19 protein-coding genes are annotated in these 21,014 nt (G+C 37.4%); 3 read left to right on the top strand and 16 right to left on the bottom strand.

Annotation, left to right across the window (positions count from 1 at the left end; genetic code table 11):
• Positions 1 to 6: 6 nt before the first annotated feature.
• From CSC80_RS05905 to CSC80_RS05850, 12 genes are all read right to left on the bottom strand, one after another.
• Positions 7 to 1,248 carry a methionine aminotransferase gene (locus CSC80_RS05905; RefSeq protein ID WP_343224337.1) on the bottom strand — a complete coding sequence of 414 codons (1,242 nt, stop codon included), beginning with the start codon at positions 1,246 to 1,248 and terminating at the stop codon, positions 7 to 9.
• Complete coding sequence (locus CSC80_RS05900; protein WP_074670970.1) at positions 1,248 to 1,793, bottom strand: type 1 glutamine amidotransferase domain-containing protein; 546 nt, start codon at positions 1,791 to 1,793, stop codon at positions 1,248 to 1,250. Before CSC80_RS05900 ends, CSC80_RS05905 begins: the two co-directional genes overlap by 1 nt.
• Positions 1,794 to 1,924: 131 nt before the next feature.
• The gene (locus tag CSC80_RS05895; protein ID WP_099190433.1) at positions 1,925 to 2,407 is read right to left on the bottom strand and encodes a very short patch repair endonuclease; all 483 of its coding nucleotides are present in this window, start codon (positions 2,405 to 2,407) and stop codon (positions 1,925 to 1,927) included.
• Between the two features lie 65 nt (positions 2,408 to 2,472).
• Positions 2,473 to 3,219: a succinate dehydrogenase/fumarate reductase iron-sulfur subunit gene (locus CSC80_RS05890; protein WP_058104492.1), complete on the bottom strand. Its 747-nt coding sequence runs from the start codon at positions 3,217 to 3,219 to the stop codon at positions 2,473 to 2,475.
• Between the two features lie 69 nt (positions 3,220 to 3,288).
• Positions 3,289 to 5,304, bottom strand: coding sequence for a fumarate reductase/succinate dehydrogenase flavoprotein subunit (locus CSC80_RS05885; RefSeq protein WP_058104491.1), 2,016 nt, complete (start codon positions 5,302 to 5,304; stop codon positions 3,289 to 3,291).
• 12 nt (positions 5,305 to 5,316) lie between these two features.
• Positions 5,317 to 5,997: a succinate dehydrogenase cytochrome b subunit gene (locus CSC80_RS05880; protein ID WP_074670975.1), complete on the bottom strand. Its 681-nt coding sequence runs from the start codon at positions 5,995 to 5,997 to the stop codon at positions 5,317 to 5,319.
• A gap of 168 nt (positions 5,998 to 6,165) precedes the next feature.
• Complete coding sequence (locus CSC80_RS05875) at positions 6,166 to 6,597, bottom strand: hypothetical protein (protein WP_074670976.1); 432 nt, start codon at positions 6,595 to 6,597, stop codon at positions 6,166 to 6,168.
• A 110-nt stretch (positions 6,598 to 6,707) separates the two neighbouring features.
• Positions 6,708 to 7,097: a DUF2721 domain-containing protein gene (locus CSC80_RS05870; RefSeq protein WP_058104488.1), complete on the bottom strand. Its 390-nt coding sequence runs from the start codon at positions 7,095 to 7,097 to the stop codon at positions 6,708 to 6,710.
• A 12-nt stretch (positions 7,098 to 7,109) separates the two neighbouring features.
• Positions 7,110 to 7,448: a cupin domain-containing protein gene (locus CSC80_RS05865; protein WP_099190431.1), complete on the bottom strand. Its 339-nt coding sequence runs from the start codon at positions 7,446 to 7,448 to the stop codon at positions 7,110 to 7,112.
• 4 nt (positions 7,449 to 7,452) lie between these two features.
• Positions 7,453 to 10,299: a sialidase family protein gene (locus CSC80_RS05860; protein ID WP_099190429.1), complete on the bottom strand. Its 2,847-nt coding sequence runs from the start codon at positions 10,297 to 10,299 to the stop codon at positions 7,453 to 7,455.
• Between the two features lie 37 nt (positions 10,300 to 10,336).
• Positions 10,337 to 12,097: a M28 family peptidase gene (locus CSC80_RS05855; protein WP_099191425.1), complete on the bottom strand. Its 1,761-nt coding sequence runs from the start codon at positions 12,095 to 12,097 to the stop codon at positions 10,337 to 10,339.
• The gene (locus CSC80_RS05850; RefSeq protein ID WP_099190427.1) at positions 12,085 to 13,536 is read right to left on the bottom strand and encodes a M20/M25/M40 family metallo-hydrolase; all 1,452 of its coding nucleotides are present in this window, start codon (positions 13,534 to 13,536) and stop codon (positions 12,085 to 12,087) included. Before CSC80_RS05850 ends, CSC80_RS05855 begins: the two co-directional genes overlap by 13 nt.
• Positions 13,537 to 13,683: 147 nt before the next feature.
• Between CSC80_RS05850 and CSC80_RS05845 the strand changes: the two genes are divergently transcribed.
• Complete coding sequence (locus tag CSC80_RS05845; protein ID WP_099190425.1) at positions 13,684 to 14,976, top strand: aminopeptidase P family protein; 1,293 nt, start codon at positions 13,684 to 13,686, stop codon at positions 14,974 to 14,976.
• Positions 14,977 to 14,985: 9 nt separating this feature from the next.
• Complete coding sequence (locus CSC80_RS05840; RefSeq protein WP_099190423.1) at positions 14,986 to 15,756, top strand: exodeoxyribonuclease III; 771 nt, start codon at positions 14,986 to 14,988, stop codon at positions 15,754 to 15,756.
• A 58-nt stretch (positions 15,757 to 15,814) separates the two neighbouring features.
• On the opposite strand, the gene CSC80_RS05835 is transcribed toward CSC80_RS05840, so the two are convergent.
• Together CSC80_RS05835 and brnQ are read right to left on the bottom strand one after the other, a co-directional pair.
• On the bottom strand, positions 15,815 to 16,435 hold the full coding sequence (locus tag CSC80_RS05835; RefSeq protein ID WP_091607781.1) for a fasciclin domain-containing protein: 621 nt from the start codon (positions 16,433 to 16,435) through the stop codon (positions 15,815 to 15,817).
• A gap of 92 nt (positions 16,436 to 16,527) precedes the next feature.
• On the bottom strand, positions 16,528 to 17,805 hold the full coding sequence (gene brnQ, locus CSC80_RS05830; protein ID WP_099190421.1) for a branched-chain amino acid transport system II carrier protein: 1,278 nt from the start codon (positions 17,803 to 17,805) through the stop codon (positions 16,528 to 16,530).
• Between the two features lie 251 nt (positions 17,806 to 18,056).
• Between brnQ and CSC80_RS05825 the strand changes: the two genes are divergently transcribed.
• The gene (locus CSC80_RS05825; RefSeq protein WP_074670994.1) at positions 18,057 to 18,278 is read left to right on the top strand and encodes a hypothetical protein; all 222 of its coding nucleotides are present in this window, start codon (positions 18,057 to 18,059) and stop codon (positions 18,276 to 18,278) included.
• Between the two features lie 16 nt (positions 18,279 to 18,294).
• On the opposite strand, the gene thiL is transcribed toward CSC80_RS05825, so the two are convergent.
• Positions 18,295 to 19,338 (bottom strand): thiamine-phosphate kinase, encoded by a 1,044-nt coding sequence (gene thiL, locus CSC80_RS05820; protein WP_071340892.1) that lies wholly within the window; start codon positions 19,336 to 19,338, stop codon positions 18,295 to 18,297.
• A gap of 98 nt (positions 19,339 to 19,436) precedes the next feature.
• Positions 19,437 to 20,894, bottom strand: coding sequence for a Gfo/Idh/MocA family oxidoreductase (locus CSC80_RS05815; protein WP_099190419.1), 1,458 nt, complete (start codon positions 20,892 to 20,894; stop codon positions 19,437 to 19,439).
• Positions 20,895 to 21,014 lie beyond the last annotated feature (120 nt).

Genomic DNA, 21,014 nt, shown 5'->3' with positions numbered 1-21,014 from the left:
TGAAGCTTATAGGCTGTTCAAAATCTCAATTGCCTTTTCAAGGGTAGCTGTCTTTTTTGCAAAGCAAAATCTGAGCATATGGTCATTTCTATTTTCAACATTGAACGATGAAATAGGAATTGAGGCTATACCGTTTTGTTTAATTAAGCGTTCAGCCATAGCTTCATCAAATTCCGTGGATATAGCGGAGTAATCCAATAATTGAAAGTACGTTCCTTGTGATGGTTTATATTTAAATTTGGACGATTTTATCCCATTAAGAAATAAATCTCGTTTTTCCTGGTAAAAATTATTCAAATGTAGATAATTGGAAGGGTTTTGTAAATAGGTTGCTAATGCACGTTGAACAGGATGATCTACACAAAATACCGCAAATTGATGCACCTTCCTAAATTCGGCCATTAGTTCATTTGGTGCTACGCAATACCCAACCTTCCAACCGGTAACATGAAAAGTTTTGCCAAAAGAGGCACACACGAAACTTCTATGGGCAAGTTCTGGATATCTTGATGCGCTTTCATGCTCTTGATCATCAAAAGTGATATGTTCATAAACTTCATCACTTAATAATATGATGTTGGTAGATTTTAAAATAGTCTGTAGTTGCTCCATATCCCATTTAGATAAAACCGTTCCACTGGGGTTATGGGGTGTATTTAAAATCACCATTTTAGTTTTACTGGTAATTTTTTCCTGAAAGACTTCCCAATTTATGCTATAGTCTGGTGCATTGAGTTGTACATACACTGGAATGCCACCATTAAGAAGAATAGCGGGCTCATAACAGTCGTAAGCAGGTTTTATAACGATAACCTCATCACCTTTACTAACAAAGGCTGTAATAGCCGTAAAAATAGCTTCAGTTGCACCTATGGTTACGGTTATTTCTTTTTCTGGGTTGTAATGTTTGTTATGTAGTGTGTTTATTTTATCGGAAATAATTTCTCTTAAGCCAAAATAACCAGGCATGGGTGCATATTGGTTATAGCCTTGATCTATAGCATGGCTTACCAAGGATTTTAGTTTCTCATCTACTTCAAAATTTGGGAATCCTTGAGATAGATCAATGGCATCATGTTTTCTTGCAAGATTGCCTATTGTAGTGAAAATCGTCGTCTTTACATCTGGTAATTTTGATGCGTTTATAAGATGTTCATAGTTCATAGTAGTAAATGTATGAATTTTAACTACGGACATAAAAAAAGCCCAACCAAATGGCTGGGCTTCTACATTCCACTTCAGATGCATTATGCATGTTGCATTTCATGCTTTCCTTCTTTTATTTCTTCAACCAATTTAGAATTAAAAGCAGGTAAATCATCCGGATTTCTACTTGTCACGAATCCTTCGTCAACAACAACTTCTTGGTCTACCCAATCAGCTCCTGCATTTATTAAATCATCTTTAATGGAGTGGAATGAAGTCATTTTTCTTCCTTTTACTACACCTGCACTAATCAATGTCCATGGTGCATGGCAAATAGCTGCTACAGGTTTTTTCAATTTAAAAAAGTCTCGTACAAAATCTAAAGCCGTTTCTTCCCTTCTAAGTAAATCTGGGTTAATTACTCCGCCAGGTAATACCAATGCGTTATAATCCTCAGCTCTAACTTCGTTCAAGGTTTTATCTACAGTGTAACTGTTAGACCAGTTACCGTCTGCCCAACCTTTTATTTCTCCTTTTTCTAAACTTACAATGTCTACATTAAAGCCTTCTTTCTCCATGGCTTCTTTTGGAGATTTTAATTCACTTTCTTCAAATCCATTTGTAGCTAATATTGCTATCCTCTTCATAATATATAGTTTTTAACGATTAATAATTTCTTTGATACTAAGTTACACACCAAAGGGAGTAATGTCCGTTAAAGCCTTATTAATAAAGGGGTTTCAAGGGTTAAACATTTGCTAAATGAACTTTATACATATTATTTTGTGCTCTTTTCAAAAGAATTTAGATGGCTTATAGTTATCTGTAGGCAGTTTTCAAGATCCTTTTTCACTTGGGTTTCCCAAAACCTAAAAATGGTGTATCCTAATCTTTTTAGTTCTTGGTTGACTTCTTGATCGCGTTGTATATTACGTTCAATTTTTGCAATCCAAAAATCACGGTTGGTCTTAATTTTTGGTTTACGCTCTTCCCAATTTTTACCATGCCAATATTCACCATCAATGAATATTACTGTTTTGTACTTTGGCAGGGCTATATCTGGTTTGCCTATTAGCTTTTTATAATCAATGCGATATCTATATCCAGCGGCATAAAGGGCTTTTCTAAAGGCAAGTTCGGGTTTGGTGTTCTTACCCCGTATTTTGCTCATTATTTTAGAACGTTGTGGAGTAGTGTAAAAACCAGATTCCTCAATGAATCGTGGTACTTTAATTCGCTCTTGTTTATAGTCTTTTGACATATCTTAAAAATAAAAAATCCCGAACCTTAATGGTCGGGATTTTTAAAATTTTATGATTTTTAAGTCTAACTTTTAACGTTAGCACTTAAATATTCGCGGTTCATTCTTGCAATATTCTCTAAAGAAATTCCTTTAGGACATTCAATTTCACAAGCACCGGTATTGGTACAGTTACCAAAACCTTCCAAATCCATTTGTGCTACCATGTTCTTCACACGATCTACGGCTTCTACTTGACCTTGAGGTAATAAAGCATATTGTGATACTTTTGCGCCAACAAATAACATTGCAGAGGCATTTTTGCAACTTGCTACACAAGCTCCACAACCAATACAAGTAGCGGCATCCATTGCTTCATCAGCTGCGTGCTTTGAAATAGGAATGGCATTTGCATCTTGGGTATTACCAGAGGTGTTTACAGAAATATATCCACCAGCGTGCTGAATACGATCAAAAGAACTTCTGTCTACCACTAAATCTTTAATTACAGGAAATGCCTTTGCTCTAAATGGCTCAATAGTGATAGTATCGCCATCTTTGAACATACGCATGTGTAATTGACAGGTTGTAACACCTCTATCAGGACCGTGGGCCTCACCATTGATGTACATTGAACACATACCACAAATACCTTCACGACAATCATGGTCAAAAGCTACTGGTTCTTCTCCTTGGTTGATCAATTGCTCGTTAAGAACATCCATCATTTCTAAGAAAGACATATGTTCAGATATATCCGTTACCTTATAATCGACCATAGAACCTTTATCTTTTGGTCCCTTTTGTCTCCAGATTTTTAATGTCAGATTCATAATTATTTCGTTTTTGGTTGTTCGTTGTTCGTTGTTGGTTCATTTAAACCAGCAACTAGCAACCATCAACTACTTATAACTTCTTTGTTTTAATTCTATTTCGTTGAACTCTAATTGCTCTTTATGCAAAACAGCATCACCAGGTTCTCCTTTATATTCCCAAGCCGAAACAAAGGCAAATTCAGCATCGTTACGTTTTGCCTCACCTGCTTGTTCCCCGCCAATTTCAACGGATTCTTCTCTAAAGTGTCCTCCACAAGATTCTTCTCTTACCAAAGCATCTTTTGCGAACAATTCACCCAACTCCAAGAAATCTGCTACACGACCCGCTTTTTCCAATTCAGGGTTCATTTCGTTGGCAGCACCTGGAACATTAACTTCTTTCCAGAAACTTTCTCTTAGTTCCTTAATTTCTTTTGCAGCTTCTTTTAAACCTTCCGCATTACGGGACATACCACATTTATCCCACATAATCTTACCTAGTCTCTTGTGGTAATAATCAACAGAATGTTGTCCCTTATTATTGATAAAGAAATCAATTCTATCTTTTACAGATTTTTCTGCTTCATCAAATTCAGGGGAATCAGTAGCAATTTTACCTGTTCTAATTTCATTGGATAAGTAATCGCCAATGGTATATGGTAATACAAAATAACCGTCTGCAAGACCTTGCATTAACGCAGAGGCACCTAACCTGTTGGCACCGTGATCAGAGAAGTTAGCTTCACCAATACAGTAAAGACCATCAACAGTAGTCATTAAATTATAATCAACCCAAACACCACCCATGGTATAGTGTACTGCAGGGTAAATCATCATTGGTGTTTTGTACGGATCTTGATCTACGATTTTTTCGTACATCTGAAAAAGGTTACCGTATTTCGCTTTTACTATAGCCGCACCTAGTTCATATATTTTGTCAGCAGAAGCATTGTTGATGTTATGAATTTTAGCTTGCTCTTTACCATATCTTTCAATAGCAGAGGCAAAATCCAAATAAACAGCTTCACCGGTAGCATTTACACCATAACCGGCATCACAACGTTCTTTTGCTGCTCTTGATGCAACATCACGTGGTACTAGGTTACCAAATGCAGGGTATCTTCTTTCTAAGTAATAATCTCTTTCGTCTTCAGATAAATCTGTAGGTTTCTTTTTGCCCTCGCGAATAGCAATTACATCGTCCATATTTTTAGGAACCCAAATACGACCATCGTTACGTAAAGATTCTGACATCAAAGTCAATTTAGACTGATAGTCACCTGAGCGTGGAATACAGGTTGGGTGAATTTGAGTATAGCAAGGGTTGGCAAAGAACGCTCCTTTTTTATGGATTTTCCAAGCAGCCGTTGCGTTAGATCCCATTGCGTTGGTCGACAGGAAATATACATTACCATATCCACCAGAGGCAATTACTACTGCATGTGCAGAGTGGCGCTCAATTTCACCGGTAACCAAGTTACGGGCAATAATACCACGAGCCTTACCATCAACTTTTACTACATCTAACATTTCATGACGATTGAACGGGGTAATTTTACCACGGGCAATTTGTCTGTTCATTGCAGAATAAGCACCTAATAATAATTGTTGTCCGGTTTGACCTTTGGCGTAAAAAGTTCTTGAAACCAATACACCACCAAATGAACGGTTGTCTAGTAGTCCGCCATAATCACGTGCAAAAGGAACCCCTTGTGCCACACACTGGTCAATAATATTTGCAGAAACTTCTGCTAATCTATATACGTTTGCTTCTCTTGAACGGTAATCACCACCTTTTACGGTATCGTAAAATAAACGGTATGTAGAATCACCATCACCTTGGTAATTTTTTGCTGCGTTAATACCACCTTGTGCAGCAATAGAGTGTGCCCTTCTTGGAGAATCTTGATAGCAAAATGTTTTTACATTATAGCCTAATTCTGCTAAAGTTGCAGCAGCAGAACCACCCGCCAATCCTGTTCCAACTACAATAACATCTATATTACGTTTGTTGGCAGGGTTTACCAAATCTATATGGTTCTTATAATCGGTCCACTTCGTTTTCAACGGACCTTTAGGTACTTTTGAGTCTAATACAGACATAAGTAATAGGTATTAATGATGATTAAAATGATGAAAAAGTGCAATGAAAATAAATCCTAATGGAATTATTATAGCATACGCTTTACCAAACAATTGTAATTTTTCTTTTCTCATGCTCGTTGCACCGGCAGACTGAAATGCAGAACTAAAGCCATGCATTAGGTGTAACGATAAGAATACGAAGGCGATTACATAAGCGCCAACACGTAATGGGCTTTCAAACTTATGGGCAAGTTCCTCATAATATCGAAAGCCTTCACCGTTACCCAATAAACCAGACATATCGCCTTGAATATATTTTGTATTGATTTCTGGAATCCAGAAATCAATAAAGTGAAGTACCAAAAATGCCAAAATGCACAAACCGCTGTAAATCATATTACGGCTCATCCATGATGAATTGGCAGCACCATTGTTTTTTGCGTATTTTTTTACCCTAGCACTTCTGTTTTTGGCTTCTAAGATGAAACCCATCACAAAATGATAGATTACACCGAAAATTAAAACAGGCTGCAGAACATATTGTACGGCCCAAAATGTACCCATAAAGTGCGAAGCTTCATTGAAGGCATTAGGACTGAAAACCGATAAAATGTTAATTGCAAAATGCTGAAGTAGAAAAAACATTAAAAAGAAAGCAGAAAGTGCCATTGCGTACTTTCTACCAATCGAAGATTTAAAAAATCCGCTCATTAGTTGATAATTTTATATGCGAATTTACATCACAAGCTAGTTATTAACAAGAATTAACAGGATTTAGTATGTCTATTTAGACTGATTATAAAATCTATTTTGAAGATGTTTAAGATTTTTTTGTAAATAAGGCTTTCAAATAATTATTCTTTCAACAAAATTATAATGTTAATTTACTGATTCTGTAGATTTTTCGGAAATTTCAGTTGCCCAAGCCACAGCTTTGTCTAAATCTACGAACCTTTTTATCCTTTTTGGGAAGATTAATTTTTTTAAGAACATGCTTAACGCATGACCTTTTAAAGGACCTACCGCAGCAATATGTTGCATATCAAACCTATTTTTGTAGAACTTGAACCAGTCAAAAGGAGCTACATGATATCTATTGATTCTATTGGCAATATAAATGAATGGAATATGATCGTCGTAAATTTCTTGAGCGGCATAAACGGCTTTTTTTGCATTATCCCATCTGAAGAGAACGCCTTCGTGCATTTCAGAAATAACAATACCGCCTTTAAAGAAATAGAATACGCCAAATTCAAACTCCCTTATTTCCCGTATTTGATTAATTAATTCGAGATCTCGAACTTTTTTCATGCCAATTAATTATCGGACGGCAAATATACTGGATATTAGTTAAATAGCTTATAAAAACATCGACGAACGGTAAGGTAATTAGTTTGGGGTTCTTTAAACAAGTAGCTCCATTAGTTCTCCATATCCTTTAGCTGAATTTCTAGTGCTTTTGTCGATAGCTGCACCTCGATCAAGGATAAGACCAAAGACACCATTAGCGCAAATAAACTAATGCTAAATATCAAATTTGCCCAAAATGTAAGTTCTACATAAATAAGGGTCATTGTAATTACTGCCAATAAAAAACTGAAGATCGCAGTGGCTTGCATGTTTTTTATAATGGTGAGGCGTTTACGTAATTTTTGAACTTGTAGGCCAACGGATTGCGATGCCGTTTCTTGATATTTTTGATGTAATTGGCGTATTAATGCGGCAATAGCCAAGTATCTTGCATTGTATGCCAACATTGTCAATGAAATGGCAGGGAAAAGTAGTGCTGGTATGCCTAAAGTGAGTTCCATAAATAATAATTTTTAATCCGTAGCTATTCCAAAATAAGTCCAAGTTACATTTTGGTCAAATGGGTTGTGTTGGCCATGTATTTCACCAGGGGCTATAGTAATGCATTTTCCAGGGCCAACCTCATAATCCTTTCCTGAAATAGTAAATACGGCTTTACCGGTCTGTATATGAAAAACTTCAAACATAGTATCATGTTTATGAAGCTCAACTTTTTGACCAGGCTTGAAAACAGCGGTACCGTACATCATTAATTGTGGTATTTCACCACGATTTATCAATGTCTTTTTCCTAATACTTGGGTCATGGCTAACACCTAGTTCCGATAGCTCGTTCCAATCTACTATTTTCATTGTGCTATTCTATATCAAAAGTTGCTTTTTCAACAGTTCCGTTTCCTTTGATTTCTATGGTATAGGTTCCTTTTGGTAGGTAGGTGCTCCCATTATCAGCTTGTTTTAAAACGGTTTTGTGTTTTTTAAGGTAATTCATCTTGCCAATTTTAGAGAAAGCAACATCATAGGATAAAACATTTAAACCTTTGTCTGCAATAATTTCAGTTTTACTCACTACGATATCATCTGAAGATATTATTTTGGCTTCATACACATCATCACTATCAGAGTAGAAGGTGATGTCTAATCCTGGTGTTCTAGGTTTTGACCAAGAGCTCCAAGAATTACCCCAACGTGAAGAATGTTTAATATTTTCTATGGCATATACGTGCAGTGCTTTGTTCTGAACTTCTGAAGTCAAATTTTGAAGCGCAGCGATATTTGCGGTATAAATACTTCTACCATGCGTACCCACCACTAAATGTTTAGCATCTTGTTGTATGACTAAATCATGAATGGCAACATAGGGCATTCCATTTTGGAAAGACTGCCATGTTGTTCCCCTATCCAATGAAACGTATAAGCCATTATCCGTACCAACAAATAAAAGGTTTTCATTTTCCGGGTCTTCTACTATAACATTCACGGCAGATGTAGGTATGTTATTAGAAATGTTTTTCCATGTAGACCCTTTGTCATCACTTACAAAAACATAGGGAGTAAAGTCGTCTGAACGGTATCCGTTTAATGTAGCATATACTCTATTTTCGTTATGTTTTGATGCAATGACCTTGCTTACCCATAAATTTTGAGGTAGGTTATTAGATACGGTTATCCAACTACCACCACCGTTATCAGTTCGTTGAATTAAACCATCATCACTACCGGTATATAACAATCCGAATTTATAGGTAGATTCAGAAATTGTTGTCAAGGTACCATAGGCTACATTACCTTGTTTTCCTCCTTGTGTCAGGTCAGCTGAAATAGTTTCCCATGTGTCTCCTTTATTTAAGGAACGATGCATTTTATTACTGCCCATATATAAAATATCTTGGTTATGGGGAGAAAGTAAAATAGGAGTTTGCCAGTTGAAACGGTAAGGAGCCTCGCCTAGCTCATGTTTTGGTTGAATATAATTTCTTTGGTCTTTTTCTAAATCGATTCTAAAATAATTTCCGAATTGATATCCCGTGTAAACGATATTAGCGTTGCGATCGTCAATCTCTACCTGCATACCATCTCCGCCTAAAATAGATTTCCAAGGGTATTGCCCTGTTTGCTGCCATTCACTGTTTTCCTCTGCATTGTGTGGTCCCATCCAAACTCCGTTATCTTGTAATCCGCCATATATGTTATATGGTTTTTCATGATCTACGGCAATGGCATAAAACTGACCAACCGTGGGAGAGTTGTTCTTAAACCAATTTTTACCGTCATCGTAGCTCGTGTTAACTCCGCCATCATTTCCATTAATGAGATGCCCAGGTAATTTTGGATTGATCCATAACGCATGGTGATCTGCATGAACGTTGTCACCATTTATTGATGTATATGTTTTGCCGCCATCTTTAGATGCTATAATGGGTACGCCGGCTAAGTAAATGGCATCAACATTATTGGGGTCAACTGTAACCTGGGCAAAATAGTAGCCGTAGCTATAAAAAAGATCGTCTATATAGTCTTCGTTTTGTTTTGACCAAGTTTTACCGCCATCATTACTTCGGTAGACTTCTGCACCAATAACCGGAGTATCGAACAACATACTGTTGGCATCTTCTAAATACAACGCTAAGTCTGCCGGTTGTATGGCATTACTACGAACCATTTGCTTGACATTGGCAGCTCTATATTTTTCGTGAAAATTATTGGTTTTTAGAAATTCGTTCAGCTCTTTGTCGTTCAGCTTCAAGAACTGTTCTTTGGAGAGCGATTTGAAATCATCTTTTGTTAAGCCCGACTGTTTCTCCTTTTTTTCTTTGGATTTTTCTCTTCTAAATTGATTGTCATGAACTGCATAAAGAATGTTGTCATCAAAAACGGCCAAGCCAATTCTACCAACTCCTTCTCCCGTAGGAAATCCGTTTGAGGGTGTTGAAATTTTTGTCCATGTGGTGCCGGCATCTGTACTTTTATAAATGCCAGAACCTTCACCGCTGCCGTTAAAATTCCATGCTTTTCTATCTTTTTGCCATGCTGCCGCGTATTGTATCTGATAATTATTAGGGGAAACCGCAACATCGATGATGCCTGTATTGTCATCAATGAATAAAGTTTTTTTCCAAGTTTTACCGCCATCTGAGGTTTTGTAAATGCCGCGTTCTTTGTTAGGAGAATATAAATGACCGGTAACGCCTACGGTTACTTCATTTGCATTATCAGGATTTACTATAATGCGCCCAATATGGTGCGAATCTGATAAGCCCATATGTTGCCAGGTTTTACCCTTATCGGTAGACTTTAAAATTCCGATACCGGCGTATGATGAACGTGATGAGTTATTTTCTCCTGTACCTGCCCAAATGGTTCCGCTTTGCCAATGAACCGTAATGTCGCCAAGATTCTGGGTTTGGGTTTCATCCATTACCGGAGTAAAGGTGTTACCGTTATTGTTGGTGTACCACAATCCACCAGAAGCGTATGCTACGTAATATTCTGTTGGGTTGTTGTCGTTGACCGCTAAATCTACTACACGACCACTCATTACAGACGGACCTACATTTTTTAATGGAATATTTTTGACCAGTGAATTGGCATCCATAGCCTGTTTGGCAATCAATGATTCATCTATTTTTTCTGATGTAGTTGGTTGAACCTGTGCCGATACTATTGAAATACCGGTTAGTAATAGGAAATAAAACTGTTTCATTATAATGTTTTTGATACTGCAGATGGTAAGTTACTGATTAGTTTTTAGAGCTGGTTTTCAATTTCTTGATCAATTCTTGTGATTTTAACGATACCCTTGATTGTGATTCTTTAATGGCGTTTTTAATATCGCCATTTGATTTTGAAACAACATCGCTGGCGGTTGAGATGGCTTTAACGTACCAATCTTCCCAAGCTTCTAGAATAGCTTTTTCATTCTCAATGGCGTTGCCATCCTTAATTGCGTTTACACTTAACTGAAACTCAGTTTGTAAACGGTCTATGGCTTTTTGTTCCAATAAGGATATTTGTTCTAAGGCAAATGCCGTAGATGAATTTACTAGGGTGAGTCCGCTCACTAGTGCCGCAGTACCCACATTTTTCATGGTTTCTTGTGAAACCTTATCTATACGGTCGTTATCGGTATGGTAAAATTGGTCTGTAAAATGCCAAAGTAAAAGTCCGGGAATATCAGCTTGTAAAAACGGAGTGTGATCACTGCCACCTTCAAACGGGTTGGTTTCTACCACCCAATTCGCAAATTCGCCCTGTTTTGTAAAGGTCGATGTTATAAAATCATTTAAATAGTGTGGTTTCATGTCTTCTAACTTTAAAACATCACCGCCCCATTCACTGTGTTTATCATTGCCACGAGTCCAAATGGCACTTGGGTCTGGCATTTTTTCAATCAAGAAAGTGCCGCCTGTTATTGCAGTATTTTCGCCTACCATATCAAGACTAATTCCCCATTTAATTCCTTTTGCACGCTCTGGATTTTCTTGAATATACCGGTTGGTAGAAACAATTTCATCGCCCCATAAAAAAGTCATGGTTCTTTTAAATGCTATTTTATTTTCGCCGAATAATTTGGCTGCGGTTTTAGCCATTTCTAATTGCGTGCCAACACCCGTTGCATTGTCATTGGCACCGGGTTCTTGAACATGTGCGCTGTACACCAAACGTTCATTGGGCAATTCACTTCCTTTAATATCTGCAACAATGGTCAGTTCTTCGGATGGATATCTTTTGGTTTCTATCTTTACTAGAACTTCGGTATTTCCTGTTTTAAGTTGCGCCACTAATTTTTCTTTTGCTTCATATGACAGGGCAATGCCCCAGAAATCACTATCAGATGGTGAAGGAAGACTTCTAAATTGAATTGAAGTGGTATTTTTCTCTGGTTGTAAATACCCTGGGTTGTCATAGGTGAGAATTCCTATTGCCCCGTTTTTCACTGCGGTTTTGTACAATTTTCTAGCACTCATTTCTGCAAAAACTACTTTGCCTTTCAAGGAGGCGGACTCCATATCTTCAACAGATGTTACCCATACAATTTCTGCCTCAATAACTTCTTTTGGGGTAGAAGCTGAATTTAAATAAGTCATGTTCCTATTGGTTTGTGAAAGTAGCAAGGGCATTTCTTGACCTACAATTTGTAGTGATGCCGAAACAGGTTCCCAAGTTTGGCGGCTCATTGCTCGCTTTTCAATACGGTAGGTAAACCGATCACCAGTTTTTGCTTTCTCTTCTAATACATAACCTGCTGCTTTAAGACTATCTGCAATAAGGTGAATTGTTTTATTAAAACCGGTGTTGCCCACAACACGCCAATAATCTTCTACAAAATCTGTAGTTTCAGAGGCAAGCTGACCCGTGAATTCTGGACGAACAAGCTCAAAATAATCTACTGGTTTTTCTTCAGGCTGCTGAGAGCATCCTGCTAAAAAAGAAAGGCAGAGTAATGCGGGTACAATGCCCTGCCTTAATAATATTCTTTTGATGGAGATTACTCTTCCCATTTCCATTCGTTGCCAATGATCAATTTCTCTTTTAAATCATTTTTAATCATGAATTCTTTAGTAGTTTCACTATCCATTTTTGTTGCTGGTAAAGTATCGGCATTTGCCAGAGTATACAGCATCATTGTGCCAAAACGTGCCGTATTTTTCATATGGTCTTCATTCACCAAATGAAAATCGTCACAATCAGAATGGTAGCATCCGTAGATAGAACGGTCTAAATTACTGTGTACCGATAAAATGGGAACTCCCTCAAGCATAAATGGTTGGTGATCGCTATGTAGCCCTGATCTGTTGGAGAATTTGTTTTGATAAATAGTATCCTGTTTTTGAATGGCAGCACCTAAATCTTTAAAAAACTGTTCATTATCTAATTTACCGCCAGCATTTATACCTATTGGGTTACCGGACATATCTAGGTTCATCATATATTTAATGTTCTCAATGGTATTGTTTTCAACAGCTTGTTCTACCAAATATTTAGAACCTAGTAAACCTTGTTCCTCTCCCATGAACATAACAAACTTCACGGTTCTTTTTGGCTGAAGATTATTAGCCTTGAATGCCCTTGCAATATCAAGCACTGCAAATGAACCAATACCATTATCTATGGCACCGGTAGCCAGATCCCAAGAATCTAAATGACCACCAATGACAATTTCTTCTTGAGGTATTTCCGTACCTGGTAATGTTGCAACTACGTTTCTTGCCTTAATTATATCGCTTGTATTGGTCATGTCAATTTTGGCGGTAGCTTTTTTGGTCTTCAACGTTTCTTTTAATGCCATGCCATCTTCCTTGCCAATACATACAGCAGGTATTGGAATCAACTCTCCTGTTACCGATGCGGTGCCTGTTAATAGAACACCATGGTCCACTTGGTTAATGATAATAATACCAATAGCACCATATTTTATGGCTAAAGCCGTTTTCTCGCTACGGTGTAAATTGCTTAACCCTTCTTCGCTACCTGGTAGAATATTAATATATACCAAAGCTATTTTTCCTTTTACGGCATCTGGGTTGGCAGCGTAGTCTGCATCTAGTCCATTGCCCATGTCTACAATTTCACCGGTAACGTGTGCCTCTACAGGTGCATGACCTAAGGTCACTACCTTAATATCATCCTCGTTGATGGTTAAAGTAACTTCGCCTCTTGCCCATGCCTCAACTTCAAAAGTTTGATAAACAACATCTTCAAAACCATATTCCTTGAATTTGTTATAGGTGTATTCTTCTGCTTGTGCACCGTTGGTTGATCCTGTTAACCTATGACCTATAGTTTCTGTAGCTTCCTTTAATGTGTTATAGCCTTTGGAATTTTGTTTTATTTCGGTATCAATACGGGCAAAAAGATCGGATTGTGTTTCTTCTTTTGGTGTTTCTGAACATGCCTGTAGGCATAGTGCACCTAAGATGAGGTAAGCAATTTTTCTCATGAGTTGTCTTTGTTTGGTTTAGGTATACAAGTTAGCCATTTTGTAGCTAAGAAGTTGTGCTAACATTCTTGTAAATTTTATAATTCCATGCCCTATTTTTTAAGGAAACAACACATAATGCGTAATTTTATATCAAAATATAAATTCATGAAATACGATCAAATACCTAACTCCCTATTTATAAAGAACCGTAAGAAGTTTATGGACCGCATGCAACCTAAAAGTATTGCAGTTTTTAACTCTAACGATATTTACCCGATAGGAGCCGATAGTGTTTTGCCTTTTGAGCAACATAGAGATATATTTTACCTATCCGGTGCTGATCAAGAAGAAACGATACTGGTGTTGTTTCCCGATGCCATTAATAAAAAACATCGCGAAGTTTTGTTTGTTCGTGAAACCAATGAGCATATTGCCATTTGGGAAGGTGAAAAATTAACCAAAGAAAAAGCTACGGAAGTCTCTGGTATAGAAACCATTTGTTGGTTGCAAGATTTTGATAAAATCTTCTTCGATCTAATGACCGAAGCCGAGACTATTTATTTCAATACAAACGAACATTACAGGCAGGCGGTAGAAACGCAGACTAGAGAAGATCGGTTTATTGAAAAATGTAAGCGTGAATATCCTGCTCATCGCGTAGCAAAGAGTAATCCTATTTTGCAGGAAATTAGAGGTATAAAAGAGCCTGAGGAAATTGATATTATGCAAACGGCATGTAATATCACTGAAAAGGGATTTCGAAGACTACTAAGTTTTGTGAAACCAGGGGTAATGGAGTATGAAATTGAGGCTGAGTTGCTGCATGAGTTCATAAGAAACAAATCTAAAGGTTTTGCTTATCCGCCAATTATTGCATCTGGTAATAATGCTAATGTTTTACATTACCTGGAGAATAATAAACCATGTAATGCAGGTGACTTAATTTTGATGGATACTGCTGCGGAATATGCCAATTATTCTAGTGATCTTACTAGAACTATACCTGTAAGCGGAAAATTTACCAAACGCCAAAAAGAGGTGTACAATGCTGTTTTACGTGTAAAAGACGATGCTACTAAAATGTTGGTACCGGGTACGCTTTGGGCAGAATATCACAAGGAATGTGGTAAAATAATGACCTCAGAACTTTTAGGTCTTGGTTTGTTGGATAAAGCCGATGTACAAAATGAAAATCCCGAATGGCCTGCATACAAGAAATACTTCATGCACGGTACAAGTCACCATATTGGTTTGAATACGCATGATTATGGGGCTTTGAAAACACCAATGAAAGCCAATATGGTATTTACAGTAGAGCCGGGTATTTATATACCTGCGGAAAATATGGGTATTCGTTTAGAAGATGATGTGGTTATTCAAGAAAAAGGAGAACCTTTTAACTTAATGGCGAATATTCCGATTAAGGCAGATGAGATAGAGGAATTAATGAACAACTAAATAGCAAGCATGAAATTAGTATCGTGGAACGTTAATGGAATTAGGGCTTCGGTTAAAAAGGGATTTGAGGATATTGTTAAGGAATTTGATGCCGATGTGTTTTGTGTTCAAGAAACCAAAGCGCAAGATGATCAGATTGCCGAAGCATTGAAAGAAATTACAGATTATGAACTGTTTAGTAATAGTGCCGAAAGAAAAGGATATTCTGGTACCGGAATTCTTTCTAAAAAGAAACCCGTGGCGTTCAACAAGAATATGGGGGTAGAAATTCATGATTTAGAAGGAAGGATTACCCATTCTGAATTTGAACACTTTCATTTGGTGAACGTCTATATTCCAAATAGTGGTAGTGGACTAAAAAGATTGGATTACCGTGCAGGATGGGATAAAGATTTTACCAATTACCTAAAAGAGCTTTCAAAATCAAAACCTTTGATCATTACAGGTGATTTTAACGTGGCACATACTGAGAACGATTTAGCCAACCCCAAAAGTAATTACAACAAAACTTCTGGATTTACCCAAGTGGAGATAGATGGGTTTGACCATATGTTGAAAGAGGTTAATTTAGTTGATAGTTTTAGAAAACTACACCCTACTACGTTCAATAAATATACTTTTTGGAGTGCACGTGGTGGTGCAAGGGGTAGAAACGTGGGCTGGCGTTTAGACTACTTTTTGGTAAGTGAATCTATTTGGGACAAAGTAAAGTCCTCCGAAATTCATGATCAGATTATGGGCAGTGATCATTGCCCTATTAGTTTAGAAATAGATTTTTAAAAAAAAGAACGGCCCATTTTTAATGGGCCGTTCCTATAAATTGGGGGAATATTAATTCTTACATACCTGGTAAAACCACGGCATCAATAACATGAATTATTCCATTTGATTGGTTTACATCTGCAATTGTCACAGTAGATATATTACCCGCGGCATCTTTTAATTGAACCTTCTTTCCTTTTAGCATTGCGGTTAAAGTGCCACCGTTTACTGTAGTTAATTCAGCTTTTCCGTTACCATCCTTAATCATCTTCATTAAATCCATAGCGCTGACTTTTCCAGCAACTACATGGTATGTTAAAATCGATTGTAATTTCGCTTTGTTTTCAGCCATTAACAAGGTCTCAACAGTCCCTTTTGGTAATTTCTCAAATGCTTCATTTGTAGGAGCAAAAACTGTAAACGGACCTTCACCTTTTAAAGTTTCTACTAATTCTGCTGCTTTTACTGCTGCAACTAGAGTTGTGTGGTCTTTTGAGTTCACTGCATTTTCAATGATGTTTTTATTAGGGTACATTTCAGCGCCACCGACCATTTTGGTCTCCATCATCATTTTTTCCTTTTTCATCATTTTCTTGTCCTTCTTCATTTCCATAGCACCATCTTGAGCGAAGGATGAAGTAGTAAGTCCTAAAGTTAAGGCAAGAGTGGCAAGTTTAATCGTATTTGAAATTTTCATAATCTAATTTTTTAGTATACCTCACTTACGGAAACCAAATGGCGAAGGTTTGGTTTTTGGGTATGAATTAGATGAAATAAGTTTTCAGTAATTTATTTTTTGTTGGCGTTTATATAAATATTGAAAATTACGAACACAATCAAAGCTGGCAAGACCCAGCCTAAACTATACTGCTGAAGCGGAATCCACGAAAACGTATTTGCTTCAGGTGTTACTGCTCTAATACTTCCCAAGAAATCAGGAATACTAAATAGTATGGTGGCTATGGTTACCGCTCTAAATACCAAAGACGATGCATATTTATCTGGCACTACATTCAAAACAATGAGTATAATGGTAATGGGGTAAATGAACATTAAAGAGGGTATGGCTACGGCAATAATATAAGCTACATTGAACTGACCAACGAGAACACCTAATACACTACCAATAATAGCCATAATGGTATATGCCGATTTTGACTCATTAAATCTTGATGCTACAAAATCTGCCGTTCCGGTTACGATACCTACTGCGGTGGTAAAACATGCTAAACCTACCAGTATACTTAAGAACAAATTACCGATGTTACCTAAACTCTGTTTTGCTAAACCGGATAATATTTCGGTTCTGGTAGTTTCTGCATTAAAAACAGCATGAGACAAGGCTCCAGAAAGAATAAGCCCCATATAAATTAAAAACAAGGCCAAACCGGCAAACCAGGCAGCATTTCTAATTAATGTTTTCTTTTCCTCATAGGTTGCATCAACATATTTTAGGTTAATGGATATGATGATTACCCCCCCAACAACTACAGCGCCAATAGCATCGAATGTTTGGTAGCCTTCCAGTATTCCGTTGGCAAACGGACTGGCAATCGTAGTGCTTCCAAAATCAAAGGGGAAAGAGAAAATCGTTATTCCTATTACCAAAAGAAGAATTAAAATGATAGCCGGCGTCAATATCTTGCCCAGTATATTCAATATTTTAGAACGGTTAAGCGCAAACAATAACACAAAAGCAAAATAGATGCTGCTGGTAAACCAAGAAGATATATCCCAAAATGGCTGAATGGCCATTTCATGCGTTACAGATGCTGTTCTAGGGCTGGGGAGTGCTATGGCAATAGCGTATATGAAAAATGCATATACTAAGCTGAAAATAGGTGAGACCTTATTGCCAAAGTCTATAAGGGAACCCTGTAATTTTGCATGAGCCAAAATTCCGAGAACGGGAATGGCCACGGCAGAGAGTCCAAAACCGATAGTAACTACCAACCATTGATTTCCAGAATTAAACCCTAATAGGGGAGGTAAAATAAGATTGCCCGCTCCAAAAAAAAGAGAGAATAGAGCAAAGGCGGTTACAAGGGTTTCCTTCTTTTTAAACATAGGTACAAATTAAGTGAAAGATTATTAAATAACAGGTAAGCCAAGCTTTTTCATTTTTTGAAACCGCAAAAAAAAGAGCATTGACAACAGCATAGGTGAAACTCACAACAATTAGTGGTTCAGTCCTTTAATATACTGTACTTTAACAAAAGGAAAATAAGCGTATGCTAATTTCCTGAAGTTTCAACCTAATATATTAACCGCATTTTCTCGATCACCCAAATCGGAATTCTTGCAATAAAACCTACAGCATGAAAAAAATATTCTGCAGCATCTTTGGCCATCACTATTCCATTTCTAAGAAAGTGACATCGCACATTAAGGAGTACAAATGTATTCATTGTCAAAAAGAAGTAACCACAGACGTAAGTGGCAACCTGTCTATATTGACACCTGAATTACAAGATATCAATAGAACATTAGAACATATTTACCAAAGAAGACATACGGCTACTCAACAACAGGTAGCATAGTCATAATAGGTATTTATTAGTCAAATGAATTCCAACCCTGCGCGGTTAACGGAATCTTCGTATTATTCCTAGAAATTAAGTAAGCCCCTTCGTCTTTTCCCGTGGTATGCCCTATGACGGTAAGGTTAGGATTGCCTTTAATTTTTGGGAATTCTTTTTGGTCAATAGTGAACAATAGCTCATAGTCTTCGCCACCGCTTAACGCTACAAGGGTACTGTCTATCTTGAATTCTTCACATGCAGATATTACGGTAGGGTCTAAAGGAATTTTGTCTTCGTACAAGTCAATTCCCAATCCGCTACTTTTACTCAAATGAAGAATTTCTGAGGATAGACCGTCGCTAATATCTATCATTGATGTAGGATGAACTTCCAATTGTTTTAATAACTCAGGTATATCCTTTCTTGCTTCAGGCTTCAACTGTCGCTCTACGATATAAGAATAAGGTTCTAAATCGGGTTGACTATTAGGGTTTACTTTAAAAACCTCTTTTTCCCTTTCCAGAACTTGCAAGCCCATATATGCCGCACCCAAATCACCGGATACAACCAATAAATCGTTTGGTTGTGCACCTGAACGGTAAGCAATATCTTCTTCATTGGCAATACCTATGGCCGTAACACTGATCATTAAACCTGTTTTGGAAGAGGTAGTGTCACCACCCACTAAATCAACATTATATGTTTTGCATGCCGTAGCTACGCCAGCATATAATTCTTCAAGAGCTTCTAGCGGAAATCTATTAGAGACTGCAATAGAAATGGTTACTTGAGTAGCCGTAGCGTTCATGGCATAAATATCGGATAGGTTTACCATGATAGATTTATACCCTAAATGCTTCAATGGCATATAGGCAAGATCAAAATGAACGCCTTCAATTAAAAGATCGGTACTTATTACAGTCTTTTTATCCTTGAAATCTAAAACTGTGGCATCATCACCAATTCCTTTGAGTGTAGATGCTTGTTTTATTTCAAAACCCTTGGTAAGGTGTTCAATGAGCCCAAATTCGCCCAATTTCTCCAATGATGTTCTTTCTTGTTCTTTATCTTCTAGCATGTTGCAAAAATAAGAAGTAAAATAAGATGTATGGCATAAAAAAGACCGAAGCTGAAAAGCATCGGTCTTAGTACTGAAATTATAAAGTTGTTGCGTGCTTATCCTAAAGAATAACCATCTCTATAGGTGCGTTTTACGTATTTATTTGCGGGTTCAAAATTAGTGATTTTCATATTTGCGGCATCCCATTGTAAGCGTTTTCTACCGTGGTATTGTTTGCCACCGCCCCAAAAGCTTTGGTTCTCTACCGTAGGGTCTACTTCAAAATAAGATTTTAATGCCAAGTTACCAATTAGGATACTTTCTGTAAATGGTCCGGCATAATCAAAGGATGAACTGGTCTCTGCATTACCGTAACCGGCCATACAAGCGTTTACCCATTGTAAGTAGTGCCCTTCTGGTACACGAGCAATGGTTTGTTCAACTTCAAACTGTTCGTTTAGGCTCAGTGGAAGTAAACGCGGATTTGCACCATAACAATCTGCCATTAACTTTCCTTTGGTACCTATGAACAATACACCACCATCCCAGTTTCCTAAAGCTTCATCATCACCTAGTTCCTCTGGTCTTTCAGGTAATAGTCCGCCATCCATCCAGGTTACTTTTATTTTTCCTTTGCCATCCGTTCTTGGGTAGCTTAAATGTATTTTACTGGAATTCGGGAAACTTTTAGGGTAATCTTTATATTGGAAATTGCCACTGAAGGAGTCAGATACACTACACTCTACGGTATCAGGATATAAAATTGGAAGAATTCTATATACCGGATCCATAATATGGCAGGCCATATCACCTAGTGCACCTGTACCGAAATCTGACCAACCTCTCCAATCAAATGGTAGGTAGGCATTGTTATAATCTCGCATTTGTGCGGTACCTAACCAAAGATCCCAGTTTAGACCTTTAGGAACACGATCTTTTTTAGTTGGTGTTTGTAATGCCTGTGGCCAAATTGCTCTGTTGGTCCAACATTTTACGGTATGTACCTCCCCTATAATTCCGGTATCATAAATTTCTTTCATGGTACGTACACCGTCACCAGAACCACCTTGGTTACCCATTTGAGTAACAACTTTGAATTTTTTGGCAGCCTCTGTTAACATTCTTGCTTCCCAAATATCATGGGTCAAAGGTTTTTGTACATACACGTGTTTGCCCATTGACATTGCCTGGTAAGCTGCAACGGCGTGGTTGTGATCGGGGGTAGAAACAGAAACGGCATCAATGTTTTTACCTTCTTTATCTAGCATTTCCCTAAAATCCTTGTAATAACTGGCTTTTGGGAAGTTTTCTCTAGAAGTAACCGCTTGTCTATCATCTACATCACAAAGCGAAACAATGTTAACGTTGGGGCTCTCGGCAAACGATGCAATATCGCTTTGCCCTTTACCTCCTGCGCCAATACCTGCAATGTTAAGTTTATCGCTGGGAGCAATAAAGCCCGTTCCTCCAAGTACATGTCTTGGTACGATCATAAAACCGGCTGCCGCCATACCGGTATTCTTCATAAATTTTCGGCGGGTGTTCTTTTTGTCGTTGATTTTGTTGTTTGACATAAGTTGTTGTTGTTTGATTCGGTAATGAAGATAATCGATTTCTTTTGAAATTTAAATGGTTAACGGATTTAATACATTCTGTATGAATGCATTTAGTATCTTTAAGTGTTGACTATAAAT

It is taken from the genome of Maribacter sp. 6B07, assembly GCF_002700155.1.
GTDB lineage: Bacteria > Bacteroidota > Bacteroidia > Flavobacteriales > Flavobacteriaceae > Maribacter > Maribacter dokdonensis.
Note: the sequence above shows the minus strand (reverse complement) of the source record. Positions and strands in the feature narration are given on the sequence as shown.